Origin of the sequence: Methylophilus sp. Leaf408, from assembly GCF_916856905.1 — a bacterium.
Classification (GTDB): Bacteria; Pseudomonadota; Gammaproteobacteria; order Burkholderiales; family Methylophilaceae; genus Methylophilus.
In genome coordinates, this window is the sequence record NZ_CAKASK010000001.1 from 982,780 (window position 1) to 1,000,135 (window position 17,356).

General features: G+C 47.9%; 16 protein-coding genes. 10 read left to right on the forward strand and 6 right to left on the reverse strand.

What is annotated here, in order from left to right:
• Positions 1-5 precede the first annotated feature (5 nt).
• The 6 genes from hisS to der all read left to right on the forward strand — a co-directional run bounded on the left by hisS (position 6) and on the right by der (position 6,343).
• Positions 6-1,265 carry a histidine--tRNA ligase gene (gene hisS / locus LPA26_RS04395; protein ID WP_229007473.1) on the forward strand — a complete coding sequence of 420 codons (1,260 nt, stop codon included), beginning with the start codon at positions 6-8 and terminating at the stop codon, positions 1,263-1,265.
• A gap of 106 nt (positions 1,266-1,371) precedes the next feature.
• Positions 1,372-2,196, forward strand: coding sequence for an ABC transporter ATP-binding protein (locus LPA26_RS04400; protein ID WP_229007474.1), 825 nt, complete (start codon positions 1,372-1,374; stop codon positions 2,194-2,196).
• Between the two features lie 10 nt (positions 2,197-2,206).
• Positions 2,207-3,016 (forward strand): ATP-binding cassette domain-containing protein, encoded by an 810-nt coding sequence (locus LPA26_RS04405; RefSeq protein ID WP_229007475.1) that lies wholly within the window; start codon positions 2,207-2,209, stop codon positions 3,014-3,016.
• 33 nt (positions 3,017-3,049) lie between these two features.
• Positions 3,050-3,688: a tetratricopeptide repeat protein gene (locus LPA26_RS04410; protein WP_229007476.1), complete on the forward strand. Its 639-nt coding sequence runs from the start codon at positions 3,050-3,052 to the stop codon at positions 3,686-3,688.
• A gap of 34 nt (positions 3,689-3,722) precedes the next feature.
• The gene (gene bamB, locus LPA26_RS04415; protein ID WP_229007477.1) at positions 3,723-4,910 is read left to right on the forward strand and encodes an outer membrane protein assembly factor BamB; all 1,188 of its coding nucleotides are present in this window, start codon (positions 3,723-3,725) and stop codon (positions 4,908-4,910) included.
• Positions 4,910-6,343, forward strand: a complete 1,434-nt coding sequence (gene der / locus LPA26_RS04420) for a ribosome biogenesis GTPase Der (RefSeq protein WP_055825400.1) — start codon at positions 4,910-4,912, stop codon at positions 6,341-6,343. The genes bamB and der overlap by 1 nt, the downstream gene beginning before the upstream one ends.
• A gap of 78 nt (positions 6,344-6,421) precedes the next feature.
• Here der and LPA26_RS04425 read toward each other — a convergent pair whose 3' ends face one another.
• The 4 genes from LPA26_RS04425 to LPA26_RS04440 form a co-directional block, all read right to left on the reverse strand.
• The gene (locus LPA26_RS04425; RefSeq protein WP_229007478.1) at positions 6,422-7,402 is read right to left on the reverse strand and encodes a S49 family peptidase; all 981 of its coding nucleotides are present in this window, start codon (positions 7,400-7,402) and stop codon (positions 6,422-6,424) included.
• A gap of 100 nt (positions 7,403-7,502) precedes the next feature.
• On the reverse strand, positions 7,503-7,853 hold the full coding sequence (locus tag LPA26_RS04430; RefSeq protein ID WP_229007479.1) for a Rieske 2Fe-2S domain-containing protein: 351 nt from the start codon (positions 7,851-7,853) through the stop codon (positions 7,503-7,505).
• Positions 7,850-8,503, reverse strand: coding sequence for an HAD family hydrolase (locus LPA26_RS04435; RefSeq protein ID WP_229007480.1), 654 nt, complete (start codon positions 8,501-8,503; stop codon positions 7,850-7,852). The genes LPA26_RS04430 and LPA26_RS04435 overlap by 4 nt, the downstream gene beginning before the upstream one ends.
• Before the next feature lie 32 nt (positions 8,504-8,535).
• Complete coding sequence (locus LPA26_RS04440; RefSeq protein WP_229007481.1) at positions 8,536-9,657, reverse strand: pseudouridine synthase; 1,122 nt, start codon at positions 9,655-9,657, stop codon at positions 8,536-8,538.
• Positions 9,658-10,244: 587 nt separating this feature from the next.
• Here LPA26_RS04440 and LPA26_RS04445 point away from each other — a divergent pair.
• Positions 10,245-12,983, forward strand: coding sequence for an Rne/Rng family ribonuclease (locus tag LPA26_RS04445; protein WP_229007482.1), 2,739 nt, complete (start codon positions 10,245-10,247; stop codon positions 12,981-12,983).
• 95 nt (positions 12,984-13,078) lie between these two features.
• On the opposite strand, the gene crcB is transcribed toward LPA26_RS04445, so the two are convergent.
• On the reverse strand, positions 13,079-13,450 hold the full coding sequence (crcB, locus tag LPA26_RS04450; RefSeq protein WP_055825417.1) for a fluoride efflux transporter CrcB: 372 nt from the start codon (positions 13,448-13,450) through the stop codon (positions 13,079-13,081).
• Between the two features lie 95 nt (positions 13,451-13,545).
• Between crcB and glgA the strand changes: the two genes are divergently transcribed.
• Positions 13,546-14,994, forward strand: coding sequence for a glycogen synthase GlgA (gene glgA, locus LPA26_RS04455; protein ID WP_229007483.1), 1,449 nt, complete (start codon positions 13,546-13,548; stop codon positions 14,992-14,994).
• Between the two features lie 134 nt (positions 14,995-15,128).
• On the opposite strand, the gene orn is transcribed toward glgA, so the two are convergent.
• Positions 15,129-15,695: an oligoribonuclease gene (gene orn, locus LPA26_RS04460; RefSeq protein WP_055825424.1), complete on the reverse strand. Its 567-nt coding sequence runs from the start codon at positions 15,693-15,695 to the stop codon at positions 15,129-15,131.
• Positions 15,696-15,812: 117 nt separating this feature from the next.
• Between orn and LPA26_RS04465 the strand changes: the two genes are divergently transcribed.
• Both LPA26_RS04465 and LPA26_RS04470 read left to right on the forward strand, forming a co-directional pair.
• Positions 15,813-17,060 (forward strand): M48 family metallopeptidase, encoded by a 1,248-nt coding sequence (locus LPA26_RS04465; RefSeq protein ID WP_229007484.1) that lies wholly within the window; start codon positions 15,813-15,815, stop codon positions 17,058-17,060.
• Positions 17,057-17,356, forward strand: coding sequence for a cytochrome c (locus tag LPA26_RS04470; protein ID WP_229007485.1), 300 nt, complete (start codon positions 17,057-17,059; stop codon positions 17,354-17,356). Before LPA26_RS04465 ends, LPA26_RS04470 begins: the two co-directional genes overlap by 4 nt.

Consider the following 17,356-nt stretch of genomic DNA (forward strand, 5'->3'; position numbering starts at 1 on the left):
TAGCAATGACCCAAAAATTCCAATCCATCAAAGGCTTCTATGACATTTTGCCGGAAGCCACCCCGCTCTGGTTCAAACTGGAAGATACCGCACGCAAAATCCTGAGCCAGTATGGCTACAACAATATTCGCATGCCGGTGGTTGAACCCACGGAATTATTTGTACGCAGTGTGGGTGAACATACCGATATTGTCGAAAAAGAAATGTATGCCTGGGAAGATGCGCTCAACGGCGACAAACTCACTCTGCGCCCGGAAGGCACTGCAGGCTGTGTCCGCGCCGTGGTCGAGCACAACCTGACTTACAACGGCCCGCAACGCCTGTGGTATATGGGCCCCATGTTCCGCCATGAAAACGTGCAGAAAGGCCGCCAGCGCCAGTTTCACCAGATCGGTGTTGAAGCATTTGGTTTTGAGGGCCCGGATGTAGATGCCGAGCAAATCGTGCTATTGGCTCGTTTGTGGCAGGCGCTAGGTATTCAAGACGTAGAATTACAGATTAATAGCATTGGTGATGCCGATGAGCGGGCGCAATACCGCGAAACACTGATCAGCTATTTTGAGCAACATGCAGAACTGTTGGATGAAGATGCAAAACGGCGTTTGCACCATAACCCCTTACGCATACTGGATAGCAAAAATCCGCGTATGCAAGCCATGTGTGAGGCAGCGCCTAAACTCATGGATGGTCTGGGTGAAACGTCTAAACAACATTTTGCACAGTTGTGCGCCCTGCTTACTCAGTCCGGCATTGCTTACACCATTAATCATCGCCTGGTACGCGGCCTGGATTACTACAACCGCACCGTTTTTGAATGGGTGACAACCAAACTGGGTGCACAAGGCACCATCGCTGGTGGCGGGCGCTACGATACCCTGGTAGAGCGTATTGGTGGCAACCCTACCCCTGCCTGTGGCTTTGGCATTGGCCTGGAGCGTGTATTTCTGCTAATGCAGGAATACGGCATCAACGCTCAGAACCAGCCAGATATTTACCTGGTTAACGTGGGTGAGCTGGCAGAACAAAAAGCCTTTACCATGGCGGAAACCCTGCGTAATATGGGGCTGAGTGTGGTCCTGCATGCTGGCGGGGGTAGCTTTAAATCACAGATGAAAAAAGCAGACCGTAGCGGTGCCCGCTTCGCTGCCATTTTCGGCGATGATGAAGCTGCTGCCGATGAAATCAGCTTGAAACCTATGCTGGGTCAGGGCGAACAAACCCGCGTCAGTATTGAGCAAGTGCCGCTAATCGTACAACCGGCTTGAGAAACACAAGGAAAACGGATGTCTAGATTTACATACTCTTTTACATCCTTTTCAACGAAGTTGTTGCCTGCATCCAGAAAAGTCGATTGCGTATTTTTATAGCTTCATGAACGAAATCTTACGTATTGATCAGTTAAGTATCTATCCTGCCCATGCGCCGGAACGAAAACTGGTGCATCACGTATCCCTGTCATTAGCGCGCGGAAAAACCACCTGTATTGTCGGCGAATCCGGTAGCGGAAAAAGCCTCACTGCACTGAGCGTGATGAAATTACTCTCTCCGCAATTACATATGCAGGGCCAGGTGTTGTTTCAGGGGCAAGACATTACAGCCCTGGGCGAAAAAGCCATGCAAAGCATACGCGGCCGACAAATAGGCATGATTTTTCAAGAACCCATGACCTCGTTAAATCCTGTGTTGACCGTAGGCTTTCAAATCGGTGAGCCATTGCAAACCCATTTAGGGCTCAAAGGCGTTGCACTCAAACAGAAAGTCGCCGATTTATTGCAGCAAGTAGGCATTGACCCGACCCGTGCCAATAGCTATCCAGATGAGCTTTCTGGCGGCCAGCGTCAACGGGTGATGATTGCCATGAGCATTGCTTGTGAACCGGCTTTACTGATCGCAGACGAGCCAACCACCGCACTCGATGTAACGGTTCAGGCACAGGTATTGGCTTTGTTGAAAGCTCTCAAAGACCGTATGCAGATGGCCATGCTGTTTATCACGCATGATTTCGGCGTAGTGGCGGATATTGCCGATGAAGTCATTGTCATGTTCAGGGGTGAAATTGTGGAAGTGGGCAGCGTAGAGCAGGTACTGCATAGCCCGCAACACCCGTATACCAAAGCCTTGTTAGCTTGTGTACCAGACGCTGAAGGTAAAAAAACACTGCAGCCTATGACCTATGATTGGTTAACCCCTGCCTGAGGGAGTGCATATGTCTGATTTCATCCTGCAAGCACATCACCTGGTAAAAACTTACACCCAGCGTACTGGCGCACTGGGGTTAGGCAATCATAGCATTCGCGCACTGGATGATGTCAGCCTGCAAGTGAAACGCGGTACCACACTCGCGATTGTCGGTGAATCCGGTAGTGGAAAATCCACCTTGGCCCGTGGAATATTGCGCTTGTTACCGCTGGATAGCGGCCAAGTGGTATTTGACGGGGTAGATTTCCTGGCACTGGACAAATCTGCCTTGCGTATTGCCCGCCGCGATATTCAAATGATCTTCCAGGATCCATTTGCCTCGCTCAACCCCAGAATGCGGATAGGCGACATTATCGGTGAAGGCCTGGTCATCCACCGTATCGGCAATGCCAGCCAGCAGCGAGACGAAGTCATCAACATGCTTGAGAAAGTAGGATTGAAAGCTGAAGATGCGCAAAAGTATCCACACCAGTTCTCCGGTGGTCAGCGGCAACGCATAGGCATCGCACGTGCCTTGATTTTGCAACCCAAGCTCGTGGTATGTGATGAGCCGGTTTCTGCACTTGACGTCTCTGTACAGGCACAAATCCTGTTGTTGTTAAAACAATTACAACAGGAAATGGGGCTGAGTTACCTGTTTATTACCCACGATTTAAGGGTGGTCAGACATATTGCAGATGAAGTGCTGGTCATGCAAAAAGGCAAAGTAATTGAGCAAGGAAGTGTAGAAAACATTTATAATGCACCCCAGCAAATTTATACACAACAATTACTTAGCGCAATTCCCGGTCAGGGCTTGCGTGCAGCAACCGCATAATCACTCATACTAAAAAATAAGCAGGAAAATATCATGGCGTACGATTTGGAAGAACAGGAACAACTCGACGAATTCAGAGTTTGGTGGAACAAAAACGGCAAGATGGCAATCCGCCTGGTATTGGTTGCTATCGTTGCCTATGCCAGCTGGCAAGGTTACCAATCCTGGATGAACAGTAAAGCCACAGCGGCCTCTACTGCCTATCAAACACTGGTCAGCACTTCATTGCTCGACGTAGATAGCAAAAAAGCCGAGCAAATCTCTAAAGATGCACAAGCATTACAAAATGATTTCAGCATGACACCTTATGCAGGCAGAGCGGCTTTGTTTGCAGCGCGCGCCTTGCATCAGGCGAAACAAAATGAAGCCGCCGAAAAACAATTGCACTGGGCGATGGCTGAAGCCAAAGAACCTGCTATCAAACAAATGGCTGCGATTGAAATTGCAGGTCTGCAAATCGAACGTAATGCACTGGATGATGCCAAAAAAACTCTTGAAGCTATCAACGACAAAGGATTTGATGGACTGAAAAACACCATGCTGGGTGATATCTACATTGCAAAGAAACAGGATAAAGAAGCGAAAGAAGCCTATCTGCAGGCGCTTAAAGGTCTGGATCCTGAAGGCAAACTGTTTTACCTGACTCAGCAAAAACTGGACGCATTGGGTTAACATGCAGCGCTTGCCCAGTCTCCCTGCCATGCGTATGAAAAAACCAATCTCGCTTAATGCTTTCACGCTGGCTGCCTTGTTATTGCTTGGCAGCAGCCTCACCGCGTGTACCGCGTTCAATGATGTGAAAACCAATTTAAGCGAAAGTATTTTCGGGGCTGAGCCTGCTAATCCGCCAGTTGAACTTGAAGATATCAAGAGTTCATACGAAACGCGCGTTGCATGGTCAACAGATGTGGGCGAAGCGGGTCGTTATACCTACGCGCCGGTGCTGGCTGATAACATGATTTATGCCGTCAATGCCGAGGGCAGCGTGATGCAACTCTCTGCTGACAATGGCAAAATATTATGGCGAACCGAGCTGGATGAAGCCATCAGCAGCAGTGCTGGCATTGGTGGCGGGCTGGTACTGGCTGGCACCAATAAGGGTCATTTATTTGCGCTGAACATGAATGGCAAAAAACTGTGGAGTGCCATTCTGAGCAGCGAGATTCAGGGACAACCGCGTTACTATGACGGTACCGTCATTGTCCGTACCAGTGATCATCATATTTATGGCATAGATGCTGCGGATGGCCGCCGAAAATGGGTATACGAACGTGCTACCCCATCACTGTCACTTAAAAACCAGGCCGGGATTGTCGTGGATGGCGGTGCTATCTACGCAGGTTTTCCAGGTGGCAAACTGGTTGCTATCCGCGCCGATAATGGCAAACTCCTATGGGAAGCCACCGTCGCCCAGCCTAAAGGCGTGACTGAAATCGAGCGTATCGCAGATATCACCAGCCTGCCGTTTGTGGATGGCGCTTTCGTTTATGTAGTTGCTTACCAAGGCAAGGTAGCTGGCGTTGATCGCCAGCGTGGGCAGATTGCCTGGAGCCGTGATATTTCCAGCTATGTTGGCCTGACGGTTGATAACAGCAAAATTTATTTAAGCCACACCATTGGTTCTGTTTACTCTTTGGATAACAGCAATGGTAAAACTTTCTGGCGCCAGGGTAACCTTGGCTACCGCCACCTGACCGTACCATTACCGTTAAGTAATGTGGTTGCAGTGGGCGATCTCGAAGGCTATATACATTTATTAAGTCAGGATGATGGCAGCTTTGTAGGCCGCATTCAGCTTGGCTCCAAACCAATCATGTCACTGGTTGCGGGAACGAATAACCAGTTTCTGGCGCAATCACGTGATGGGCACATTTATGCCGTCACATACAAGTAATGTTACCTACCATTGTTCTAGTTGGCCGACCAAACGTCGGCAAATCCACTTTATTTAATCGCCTGACCCGGTCAAGAGATGCGCTAGTCGCTGACCTGCCGGGGCTGACACGTGACCGCCACTACGGCCGCGGCATGGGTGCAAGCCAGCCGTACCTGGTAATTGATACCGGCGGCTTTGAGCCGACGGCTGATAGCGGCATTCTGAAAGAAATGGCGAAGCAGACGCTGCTAGCCATTGATGAAGCGGATGTGATTATTTTCTTGGTGGATGCCCGTGCTGGCCTTACGCCACAGGAATTCACAATTGCGCAGACTTTGCGTAGAGCCCAGCGCCCTGTATTACTAGCCGTCAACAAAACAGAAGGCATGCGCAAAGCCGTTGTCAGCGCAGACTTTCACGAGCTGGGCATCGGCGAGCCACTGTCGATTTCGTCTGCGCATGGCGAAGGCGTGCGTGACCTGATTGAAATCGCACTTGAAACCATTGCTGATAAGCTGGAAGAAGAGTCCGCCCCCGTCAACCCAGATACGCCAAGAATTGCGATTGTTGGTCGTCCAAACGTGGGTAAATCTACCCTGGTGAATGCCCTGCTTGGTGAAGACCGGGTCATTGCATTTGATGAGCCTGGTACTACCCGCGACTCAATTGAAATTGAACTGGAAAAAGACGGCAAAAATTACATCATTATTGATACCGCGGGTGTGCGCAAACGCGGCAAAGTGTTTGAAGCGGTCGAGAAATTTTCTGTCGTTAAAACCATGCAGGCGATTGAAGACGCCAACGTCGCCATTCTGGTAGTCGATGCCAAAGAAGGTATCACCGAACAAGATGCGCACGTGGCTGCGTATATCCTGGATTCTGGCCGTGCATTAGTGGTCGCCATTAACAAATGGGACGGTTTGCAAGACGATGAACGTGAGTGGATCAAACGCGAAATTGACCGTAAATTGCAATTCCTGGACTTTGCCAAATTCCACTATATTTCTGCCCTGCGTAAAAAGGGCCTGAACGAATTACTGGGTTCTGTTGATGTCGCCTTTAAAGCGGCAATGGCCAAGCTGGCAACGCCGCAATTAACGCGCGTATTGGGCGAAGCGACCACGCAGCATCAACCTCCAATTACACGTGGAATCCGCCCGAAATTGCGCTATGCACACCAAGGGGGTAGTAATCCGCCGATTGTGGTTGTGCACGGCAATCATATTGATGGCATCAAAGATAGCTATACCCGTTACCTCGAAGGCATTTTCCGCAAAGCTTTCCAATTGGTCGGTACGCCATTAAGAGTGCAATATCACAAAGGTGATAACCCGTTTGATAAAGAAGACGAGCGCAAACAAGGCGAAGGCCTGGTAACCATGCGTCGCCGCAAGAACGAACTCAGAGCAAAACTCAAGCAACGCAACGAAAAAAATAAAACCAAAAAATAATGCTCACTTGCATTCAAATAAAAAAGGGACATTGCTGTCCCTTTTTTATTGTTGTATTTCTATGATTCTAACGTGTGATTAACGTAATGTTGGCAACCATGATTTTGCTGTTGCACCTAACTCTTGCCCCATGCTGGCGCCCAGTTTTTTGGCAAAACGGTCAACCACTGTTTCCTGGTAAGTGAAATCTACAATATCAGATTGTTTGATGATTTCACGTGCTACATAATCCGCGCTGCCTTCAGCATCGGCCAAGCCAAGTTTGATGCTTTCTTCACCATTCCAGAACAAGCCACTGAACGTCTGTTCATTTTCTTTCAGACGGTTACCACGGCCTTCGCGCACCACTTTAATAAATTGTTGGTGAATCTGGTCCAGCATGCTTTGTGCAAATGCTTGTTGTTTTGGATTCACGGGTGAGAACGGATCCAGCATGCCTTTGTTTTCACCAGCAGTCATCAACCGACGTTCTACGCCGATTTTTTTCATTAACTCGGTGAACCCATAGCCATCCATCAGTACACCGATAGAACCAACGATACTGGCTTTATCGACAAAGATTTTATCAGCTGCCACGGCTATGTAGTATCCGCCCGAAGCGCAGATATCTTCAACGACCGCGTATACGGGCACTTCCGGGTGCAATTTACGCTGACGATGAATTTCATCATTAATAATGCCAGCTTGTACCGGGCTGCCGCCTGGGCTGTTGATACGCAGAATAATGCCTTTGGTACCTTTATGGTCATAGGCGTCTTTCAGGCTGCTGATGACAGCATCAGCATTCACCTGGCCACCAGCCTCAATCACACCATTGATGTCTATCAGTGCAGTATGTGCCAGTGAAGAGTTTTTGTTTGCCCCTACCCAGCCCAATAACATCAGTAGCAAGAAAAAAAGGTAGATAAAAGTTAACGACTTGAATAACACAGACCAGCGTCTTGATACTTTTTGCTCTTGCAAGCCGGCTAATGCTATTTTTTCCAGACTGGAAATCGCGGCCCCTTGTGAAGGCTGGTTATTATTCAGTTCTGGCGACTGCTGGTTTTCTTCTTGCATATCAACTTTCATTAATAAATTTTAGTCACACTAGTTTTGGTTACTTCAACAATTTTAATCAGTTTGCCACTAATTAGTCATTCTGCGCTAAAAGAAATGGCTAAAACTGATCCAGATGCACTGTCACAATTCCGTCCTGCTCACTCACTGGGATAGGCGACAATGATTTACCCTGGCATGGCCCCACGATACAACGTCCGCTCTGAGGAGAATACATGGCGCCATGAGTCGCGCAAATCAACCATTCCTGGGTCATATTGAAAAATTTCCCATGTTCCCAGTCCAGCTCTACCGGTACATGCGCGCAACGATTCACGTACGCATAGGGTTTACCCTGAAAACGCACGACAAAACCAGTGGCGTGTGGCCCCAATATAGGCATGGCAAAGCGCAGCCCATCGCCCTTCTCCAGCAGATCGTCGCTGTTAAATTTCAATATGCTTTCATTCATATGGATTCCAGCAACCATGCGCTCAATGTTGTCACATCATTAAACATATGATTCGGCGAATACTGCTGTAAATGTGTGGCAGTTTGCGAGCCGTATGTCACGGCAGCTGTGATTACACCGGCATTTTTGCCCATTTGCATGTCATATTGCGAGTCGCCTATCATCAAGGTGCGCTCAGGCATGACCACCAGTTCATCCATCAACTCATCCAGCATTTGCGGATGTGGCTTCGAAAAACATTCATCGACCGTTTTGGTAGCACTGAAATATTTAGCCAGGCCAGATTGCTGCAAAGCAGTGTTCAATCCTCGTCGTCCCTTACCGGTAGCAACAGCCTGCTTACAGCCTTTTCGGGCGATGCTGGCAATCGTCTCAGCAATACCGGAAAACAGCAGAATAGTATTTTCAGCTGCGTAATAATGCTGGTTGTAATGGGTGATCAGCGCCTGTGCCTGAAAATTGGGAATATCCCCAAAAAGTACCTCAATCGACTCACGCAAACCCAGACCGATGATGCTCCGCGCACGCACTTCAGTTAATGCGGGCAAACCTGCTTCGGCGGCCGCTTTAATCAGCGCCTGCGTAATCATGCCGGTGGAGTCCGCGATGGTGCCATCCCAATCCCAGACAATTAAATCAAACTGCTTCACATGTAACCTTCGTTTTTTAGATCAAGAAAACATTATTCAGCATTTAGTTGACGCTGATATTGCAGGAAATTTTCCAGTTCTTCCGGTAAAGGAGCCACTAAATGTAACGGCTCTCCGGTTAATGGATGCGCAATACGCGTTTCGCTGGAATGTAAATACATGCGCTTCAAGCGCTGTTTGCTTAGCTGCTTGTTTAACGCAAAATCACCATATTTATCGTCACCGAGAATAGGAAAACCCAAATAAGACAATTGCACGCGTAACTGATGCGTGCGTCCGGTAATCAATTTCGCCTGTAATAAACTATATTGCCCAAGTGGTTCTTGCAAATAAAACCAGGTTTCAGAAACTTGGGTTTCAACCTCAAACCTGCCTTTGGCTGCCTGCTGTTTTGCAATCACACCACTGGATTTGAGCGATTTCCGGCCGCCAGGTTCAGTGTTGAGTAAAGGTTGCTCAACTACATGTACTCGCCGCTCGCCACTTTCATTGACAAACTTTTGCAAATCCAGCGTGACTTTCTTTTTCGCATCCTGCCACTGCCCCCGCACCATCATGACATAGCGTTTATCCATCTTGTGCTGGCGCATGGCTTCATGCAAAGCTGTTAAGGCAGAGCGCTTCTTGGCAATCATCAGTACGCCTGAAGTTTCCCGGTCCAACCTGTGCACTAACTCAAGAAATTTCGCTTGTGGCCTTTCCAGGCGTAATTGCTCAATGACACCAAGGCTGATGCCGCTGCCACCATGCACCGCCATACCGGCAGGTTTATTCAAGGCTAGCATGGCGTCATCTTCATAAATGACCATCTCTGCAAGCTTGGCTTTCACTATTGGCAAACCAGGTTTAGGCGCAGCTTCCGCAATACGTATGGGTGGCACCCTGACCTCGTCACCGAGTTGCAAACGATATTCGGCAGTGACCCGCTTTTTATTGACACGCACTTCACCGCTACGCAAGATGCGATAGACATGGCTTTTAGGGACGCCTTTGAGCACCTTAGCCAGGTAGTTATCCACGCGTTGTGTTTCAGACGCTTCATCTACAAGCAATAGCGTTACCCGGTCACTGGCCGGTTTATCCTGATGGCTGAAAGGCTTTTCAGGGCTTGCGGAGGCCACCTGTAATGGTGATGATTGTGAATTCGAGGTCATATGCAGGTGTTGCTTTGCTTTATCAGGACTTATAGATATACTGTCGGCATTCTGGGTCTGCGTTTTTTCCGGTTTCGTCGACGATTTTTTATGATGCCGACATCGAAATAACCATTGTTACAGCCGCCATTTTACTGGCTCCGCGTGTAAATTCAGAATCAAAAAATTTTGGTGAATACCGCTCGCCATCAAGTAGCGATAATTAATAGAAATACGAAACGCGAAGCTCAAGCAGAATAATTAATGATATGAGCCCGGCGTTTGCCAAACCCGAATTTTAACGAATTTAGACTCTGCATAGGGTTTTATTTTAGTAGATAAATAGTGTTGGATCATACAGGTGGATAACAATCCAACACCTGCCAAACCTTTCATCAAGCTAGACTCTGTCAGATATATTGAGTATCAATATGATTGCCCTTGCGGTTCATTGACATACTTAAATATTGTGCATATTGATGCATGCATTGCTTTACTGCTTTGCAATTGCCATTGCACTTACCCCACGTTAGATTCAGGTGGTTGATTCACAACCCTGGCTCGCCCTGTACTCATTCGTATTCTGCAGCTTCGTTTAGGAGCACTGCATGAAAAGAATGTTATTTAACGCAACGCAATCAGAAGAATTGCGCGTTGCCATTGTCGATGGACAAAAACTGATTGACCTGGATATTGAACATGCTGGCAAAGAACAGCGTAAAAGCAATATCTACAAAGGGGTCATCACCCGTATTGAACCTTCCCTCGAAGCCGCCTTTGTCGACTATGGTACCGACAGACACGGCTTTTTGCCTTTCAAAGAAATCTCCCGCAGCTACTTCAATGATAAACCTGAAGGTCGCGCCCGCATCCAGGATGTCATCAAAGAAGGCCAGGAAGTCATCGTCCAGGTGGATAAAGATGAGCGCGGCAGCAAAGGCGCCGCCTTAACTACCTTTATCTCGCTGGCCGGCCGTTACCTGGTGCTGATGCCTAACAATCCACGCGGAGGTGGTGTTTCCCGCCGTATTGAAGGTGAAGACCGCAATGAATTGCGCGACACCATGGCACAACTTGAAGTGCCAAATGGCATGAGCATTATTGCGCGTACTGCCGGTATTGGCCGTACCGCTGAAGAGTTGCAATGGGACCTGAATTACCTGACTCAATTATGGCAGGCCATTGAAGATGCTTCCAACTTCCAGCCTGGCGCCTACCTGATTTACCAGGAAAGCAGCCTGGTCATCCGTGCGATCCGTGATTACTTCAGTGCTGATATCGGCGAGATCCTGATTGATACCGTTGACGTACATGAGCAAGCATTGCAGTTTATGAATCACGTGATGCCAGGCAATGTCACACGCGTCAAACTGTATCAGGATGAAATTCCGTTATTCTCGCGCTTCCAGATCGAACACCAGATTGAATCGGCATTCTCACGGGAAGTGCGCCTGCCTTCCGGCGGTGCGATTGTGATCGACCATACCGAAGCGCTGGTATCGATAGATGTCAACTCAGGCCGCTCAATTAAAGGCGCTGATATTGAACAAACTGCATTCAATACTAACCTGGAAGCAGCGGAAGAAGTGGCACGCCAGATGCGCCTGCGTGACCTGGGTGGCCTGGTCGTGATTGACTTTATCGATATGGAAAACCAGCGCAACCAGCGTGACGTGGAAAACGCACTGCGCGATGCATTGCACCATGACCGTGCACGTGTACAAATGGGCAAGATCTCACGTTTTGGTCTGTTAGAGCTTTCCCGCCAGCGCCTGCGTCCTAGCCTGGGTGAAACTAACCATATGACCTGTCCGCGTTGTAATGGTACCGGTCATATCCGTGGCATTGAATCAACTGCATTGCATATTCTGCGCATTACACAAGAAGAAGCGATGAAGGACAACAGCGCGATCATCCAGGTGCAACTGCCTGTTGAAGCCGCGACTTTCCTGCTTAATGAAAAACGTGCCGATATTCACAAAATTGAACAACGCACCGGGGTTGAAGTTATCCTCATCCCTAACATTCATATGGAAACGCCAAACTACAATATCGTGCGTATCCGCCTGGATGATGTAAACGAAGAAACCAATCAAGCCAGCTACAAAATGGTAGATCTGCCAACTGAGTCAGATTACCAGCACCGTTTAGAACAGGCAGCTGCCCCTGGCAAAGTTGAAGCATTGGTAAAAGGCATTACCCCGGCAACCTCTGCACCCATCGTGGAAGAGAAGCCTGTTTACGTAGCCGTAGAACCTAAAAAATCATTCTTCGGTGTGATTAAATCCTGGTTGGGCCTGGAAGAAAAAGAAACTGTGGTAGAAGTCACCAAGCCAGCCAGAGAAACCAAAGACAATGGTCGTGACCGTAATAAAAACCGTAATCGTCGTGACCGTGACCGCCAACGCGAACGTCCACAACAAGAACGCGGCGAACGCCAGGCTAAAGACCAAGATACGTCTAATAAACCTAGACAGGAGCGTCCACAACAAGAACGCCCGCTGCAGGAAAGAAATAATCAGCAAGAAAGAAACAATAAAGACAGGCAACCACGTCAACCCGCGCAAGAAGCAGTAAAAACGGATGCTAACCAGGCGGCATTAACTGCGCAGCCAGCTGAGAATAGAGAGCGTAGCGAGCGTGGTAATCGTCGTAACCGTCATGGTCGTCGTGATCGTCGCCCGCGTGATGAATCTGCTAACAGCGAAAATGCAGAAAATTTAAACAACAACCAGACGGTTGAAGCGCAATCAGTAACGCCTACGCAAGCGCCTGCTGTAACAGCGCCCGCGGCCAATACTGAAGCAAATGCACCAGTCGTTGAAACCAAGCCAGCGGCAAAAGCTAATGTTGCTGAAACTATTGAAACGGCTGCGCCAGCAAAAGCAATTGCTGAAGTGAAAGCGAATGAAAACGCTGGATCTGAAGCCGGTGCAGAAAAACCGGCCCGTAATCGCTCACGTGGCGGAAAAGCCGCTAACAAAACGCGTAGTAAAGCTGCAGATGAAGCGTCGGCTAACGCTGCGCCAGCCATTGAGTTAGTTGAAACCGCAGCATCTAGCAAAGTCAGCAATGATGCTGCTGCTGAAAAACCAGAAGCCCAGAAGAAACCGGCAGCTGCTCGCAAGCGCAAACCAGCCGCCGCCAAAGAAGCTAACGCTTCAACTGCAGACTCAGGTATTCAACTGGTAGAGACTAATTCTGGTGAAAGCAAAGCTCCAGAGACTAAAACTGATGCGCCAGCTAAACCTAAGAAACCACGTGCTACTGCCAAGTGGAAAAAAGATGAAGCTGCCACTGGCGAAGCGAATCAAATGGTGATGGTAGAAACGCAGAAGAAAGAGTAGATTTCACTTCTGGTGCTATACCTAACCAGCAAAAAAGAGAGCCAGTGATGGCTCTCTTTTTTTATGGGGTGTTTTAAAGATGCATTTCTACATGCTTACTGCCAGCGCAGCACACACCAATAACCAATCATGGTCAGTACAATCGATACAATCACATGGCTGCTAATGTGGAGTACCGCCCAACCATAATTTTGTTTCTGCATGAGGGTAAAAGCCTCTGCCGAAAAAGTGGAGAATGTTGTTAATCCGCCTAGGAAACCGGTAGTCATCAATAAACGCCACTCTGGTGATAAATTTGGCACACTTTGCAATATGCCAAGCGCAACGCCCATTAATAAACCGCCTATCGCGTTGGCTAGAAAAGTCCCCAGGGGTATGACCCCTACCCCATTCAAACTGACAGACAAGCCCCAGCGTATCCATGCACCAACACTCGCTCCTACCGCTACTGCTAGCCAAGATTTCATTTTATTGTCCTTCTAAAACCAATTCAGGCAATGTATCATAACTCGTTAACGATACTGCCTATCCACCTCATTCTGTTTGATTTAAAGAGATTCCCTTGCGTTTATTATTTGCCACCTCAGAAATTTTCCCACTTATCAAAACAGGAGGCTTAGCAGACGTCAGCGGCGCTTTACCAACAGCACTATTTGCCGCCGGTATGGATATACAGATTGTGTTACCCGCCTACCGTGGCATGCTGGCCACCTGCGAATCACCGCGATGGCTTGGATCATTGCAGGTATTTCATGATATCAACTGTGATATTTACCAGACCAAACTTCCAGGTACGCAGATTCCCCTACTCCTGATTGATTACCCCCAACTTTATGACCGAGAAGGTGGGCCTTACCACCATCCCGTGTATGGCGAATGGCAGGATAATGCTTTACGTTTTGGCGTACTTTCTAAAGTAACCGCCTTATTGGCGATTCCTAATGCATTACAAGCATGGCAACCGGAAGTGGTCCACTGTAATGACTGGCAAACCGGCCTTACCCCTTACTATCTACGCCAGATGAACAGTGAAGCCAAGTCTGTTTTCAGCATTCATAATTTAGCATTCCAGGGTAATTTTCATGCAGATTGGCGCTTCCGCCTCACCCTGGATGAACAGGATTTCAAAGTAGACGGCTATGAGTTTTATGGCCAGATCTCCTTCATGAAAGCAGGTATTTATTACGCTGATTCCCTATCTACAGTCAGCCCGACCTATGCCAGAGAAATTCAAACCGAGCAATTTGGTTTCGGCTTTCAAGGCTTGCTGAAACATCGCGCAGCAGACTTGACCGGCATTTTAAACGGCATTGACACGCAGGTATGGAATCCGGCGACGGATGCCTATCTGCCAGTACATTACCATATTGATAAATTGCGCTGCAAAAAAGAGGTTAAACATGCGCTGCAAACTGAACTGGGATTAGCGCAACAGGCAAATGTGCCGTTGCTAGGTGTTGTCAGCCGGCTGACGCACCAAAAAGGCCTGGATATGCTGGCTACGATTTCCCATCAACTGTTGGAAAGCGGCTGTCAATTAGCGGTACTGGGAAGCGGTGAACCTTTACTGGAGCAACAGTATCAAGCGCTCATGCAGCAATATCCTGGGCAAGTGTCTGTCACCATCGGTTATAACGAACCGCTATCTCATCGCATCATGGCAGGTACGGATATTTTTGTGATGCCTTCTCGCTTTGAACCCTGTGGCCTAAACCAAATGTACGGCTTGCGCTATGGCACAATTCCCCTGGTCGCCAAAACCGGCGGCTTAGCGGACTCAGTGCATGGTGGTGAAATTAAGGCAGAAGGTGTTCCTGCAAACATGACAGGATTTGTAATGCCGCAAAATAATCCGTGGACACTTTTGGTCACATTGCGTCAGGCAATAAAGGTATTTGCCAATCCTAGTCAGTGGCAACAGCTGCAAAAACAGGCCATGCTACAAGATGTCAGCTGGGAAACCAGGGCTGAAAACTATTCAAACCTTTATCAAACCGTTGTTTTAAAATAAAAAAATCAACTCTCACTTTTAAGCCATAAAAAAAGAGGAGAGCTGGCACAGAAGATGCTTATTACTAATCAAGCTTCTCCAAAGCTAACTTCTCCTCCCTCAGGACGCCCAAGTAGGCGTCCTTTTTTTATCTATTACTCAGTCTTGGCCGGTGGTGTCATGACCAGGAAATGTTCACGGTAATACTTCAGCTCATCAATTGATTCGTAAATATCAGCCAATGCTTCATGGCGACTGGCTTTTTTAAAGCCTGAATAGATGTCCGGGCGCCAGCGACGTGACAACTCTTTAAAAACGCTGACATCCAGATTGCGGTAATGAAAGAATTGCTCCAGACGCGGCATGTAACGCGCCATAAAACGTCTATCCTGACAGATAGAGTTGCCACACATAGGTGATTTGCTCGCAGGTACATGTTCTTTCAGGAAAGCCAGCATTGCATCAGTGGCCGCTTCTTCATCCAGCGTAGAGGCTTTTACTTTATCAATCAGGCCACTGCGGCCATGCGTACCTTTATTCCATGCATCCATGCCATCCAGCACAGCATCAGATTGATGAATGACCAAGACGGGAGACTCTGCAATCACGTTGAGTTGCGCATCTGTCACAACGGCTGCCAGTTCAAGAATACGATCTGTATCCGGTAGCAAGCCACTCATTTCCATATCCAGCCAGATTAAATTGTCCTGATTAGTCGCCAATTGTGTGCCTCATGTCATGATTTCCATTAAAATGAAACATTATATTCAGTTCAGTGAACAAGGTGGATATAAATCCATCAAAATAGCTACCAATTACTCTAAGAATCCGTAACCTTTATGACTGAACTCTTTACTCAAATTTTTGTTGCTGTCATTGTGATCAGCCTCAGCATCCGTGTCTGGCTTGGCTATCGTCATATCCGTCATATCCAGCAACATCGCCAGCAAGTCCCTGCCGCCTTTAGTGAAAGCATCAGTTTAGAAGCGCATCAGCGCGCAGCTGATTACACATCGGCAAAAGTGAAATTGCGCCTGAGTGAAACGGTAATGGAATCAGTCGTCCTGCTGGCCTTAACATTAGGCGGTGTTCTGCAAATGTTGGACCAGCTTTGGTTACAGTGGCTGCCAGAACATGAAGTTATCCGCGGCGCTTTAGTTATTTGCTCGGCCATGTTAATTTCAAGTGCCGCGACCTTGCCTTTCGACTATATCCAGACGTTCAACGTCGATGAAAAATTTGGTTTTAACAAAATGTCCCGCGCGATGTTTTTTGCAGACTTGATCAAACACTCAATCGTAGGCCTTTTGTTAGGTGGCCCGATATTATTCGTGGCGCTTTGGCTGATGCGAGGTGCTGGCGATTGGTGGTGGTTATACCTGTGGTTAATCTGGAGTGCCTTCAACCTGTTTATGCTGGCCGTATACCCTATCTGGATTGCGCCTTTGTTCAATAAATTCACACCGATGGAAGACCAAGGCCTGAAAGCACGTATTGAAGCATTGCTGAAAAAATGCGGTTTTGCCAGCCAGGGTTTGTTTGTGATGGATGGTTCTACCCGCTCTGGTCATGGCAATGCTTACTTCACTGGTTTCGGTAAAAACAAGCGCGTTGTGTTTTTCGATACTTTATTGGAAAAACTGAATGCGGATGAGATTGAAGCCGTGCTGGCGCATGAGCTAGGGCATTTCAAACATCAACATGTAATCAAGCGTATCGTCATGATGTTTGGCTTGAGCCTGTTGGGATTGGCTTTGCTAGGCTTTTTAATGAAGCAGGACTGGTTTTATAACGGGTTGGGCGTTGCCCAAGCAAGCAATCATATGGCCTTGCTGCTGTTTATGATTGTCAGCCCGGTATTCATGTTTATTCTGCGCCCATTGCTGGCAGCTTATTCACGTACCAATGAGTTTGAAGCCGATCACTATGCGTCACAACAATCTCGCCCTCAATACCTGATTGATGCACTAGTTAAGTTATATCGCGATAATGCTTCGACACTGACACCTGATCCACTGCATTCGGCGTTTTATGATTCGCACCCACCTGCAAGTTTGCGCATTGCGAAATTGCAGACCTACGCATGAAAACATTAGTCATCATCGCTTTATCAACATTCGTATTCAAAAACGTCTATGCTGCTGGCTCGCCCGACTTTCAAGCAGGTGAAAAGCTGGTTAAAACGCACTGCATTTCCTGCCATGCCAGCAGCTTCGGTGGCGATGGCAGCGGCATTTACACCAGGGAATACCGCAAAGTGCGCTCATTCAATGGCTTGAAAGCCCAGGTCACCAACTGTAATACCATGCTTAACCTCAAGTGGTTTGATGACGATGAGCAACAGGTAGTACAGTATCTTAATCACACCTACTATCATTTCTAA

Bases quoted from the DNA above. Each gene is read 5' to 3' on its own strand.
- hisS (WP_229007473.1), top strand. From the start codon at position 6: ATGACCCAAAAATTCCAATCCATCAAAGGCTTCTATGACATTTTGCCG.
- LPA26_RS04430 (WP_229007479.1), bottom strand. From the start codon at position 7,853: ATGAATGAAAGCATATTGAAATTTAACAGCGACGATCTGCTGGAGAAG.
- der (WP_055825400.1), top strand. From the start codon at position 4,910: ATGTTACCTACCATTGTTCTAGTTGGCCGACCAAACGTCGGCAAATCC.
- bamB (WP_229007477.1), top strand. From the start codon at position 3,723: ATGAAAAAACCAATCTCGCTTAATGCTTTCACGCTGGCTGCCTTGTTA.
- LPA26_RS04400 (WP_229007474.1), top strand. From the start codon at position 1,372: ATGAACGAAATCTTACGTATTGATCAGTTAAGTATCTATCCTGCCCAT.
- LPA26_RS04470 (WP_229007485.1), top strand. From the start codon at position 17,057: ATGAAAACATTAGTCATCATCGCTTTATCAACATTCGTATTCAAAAAC.
- LPA26_RS04440 (WP_229007481.1), bottom strand. From the start codon at position 9,657: ATGACCTCGAATTCACAATCATCACCATTACAGGTGGCCTCCGCAAGC.
- LPA26_RS04445 (WP_229007482.1), top strand. From the start codon at position 10,245: ATGAAAAGAATGTTATTTAACGCAACGCAATCAGAAGAATTGCGCGTT.
- LPA26_RS04405 (WP_229007475.1), top strand. From the start codon at position 2,207: ATGTCTGATTTCATCCTGCAAGCACATCACCTGGTAAAAACTTACACC.
- LPA26_RS04465 (WP_229007484.1), top strand. From the start codon at position 15,813: ATGACTGAACTCTTTACTCAAATTTTTGTTGCTGTCATTGTGATCAGC.
- crcB (WP_055825417.1), bottom strand. From the start codon at position 13,450: ATGAAATCTTGGCTAGCAGTAGCGGTAGGAGCGAGTGTTGGTGCATGG.
- LPA26_RS04425 (WP_229007478.1), bottom strand. From the start codon at position 7,402: ATGCAAGAAGAAAACCAGCAGTCGCCAGAACTGAATAATAACCAGCCT.
- LPA26_RS04410 (WP_229007476.1), top strand. From the start codon at position 3,050: ATGGCGTACGATTTGGAAGAACAGGAACAACTCGACGAATTCAGAGTT.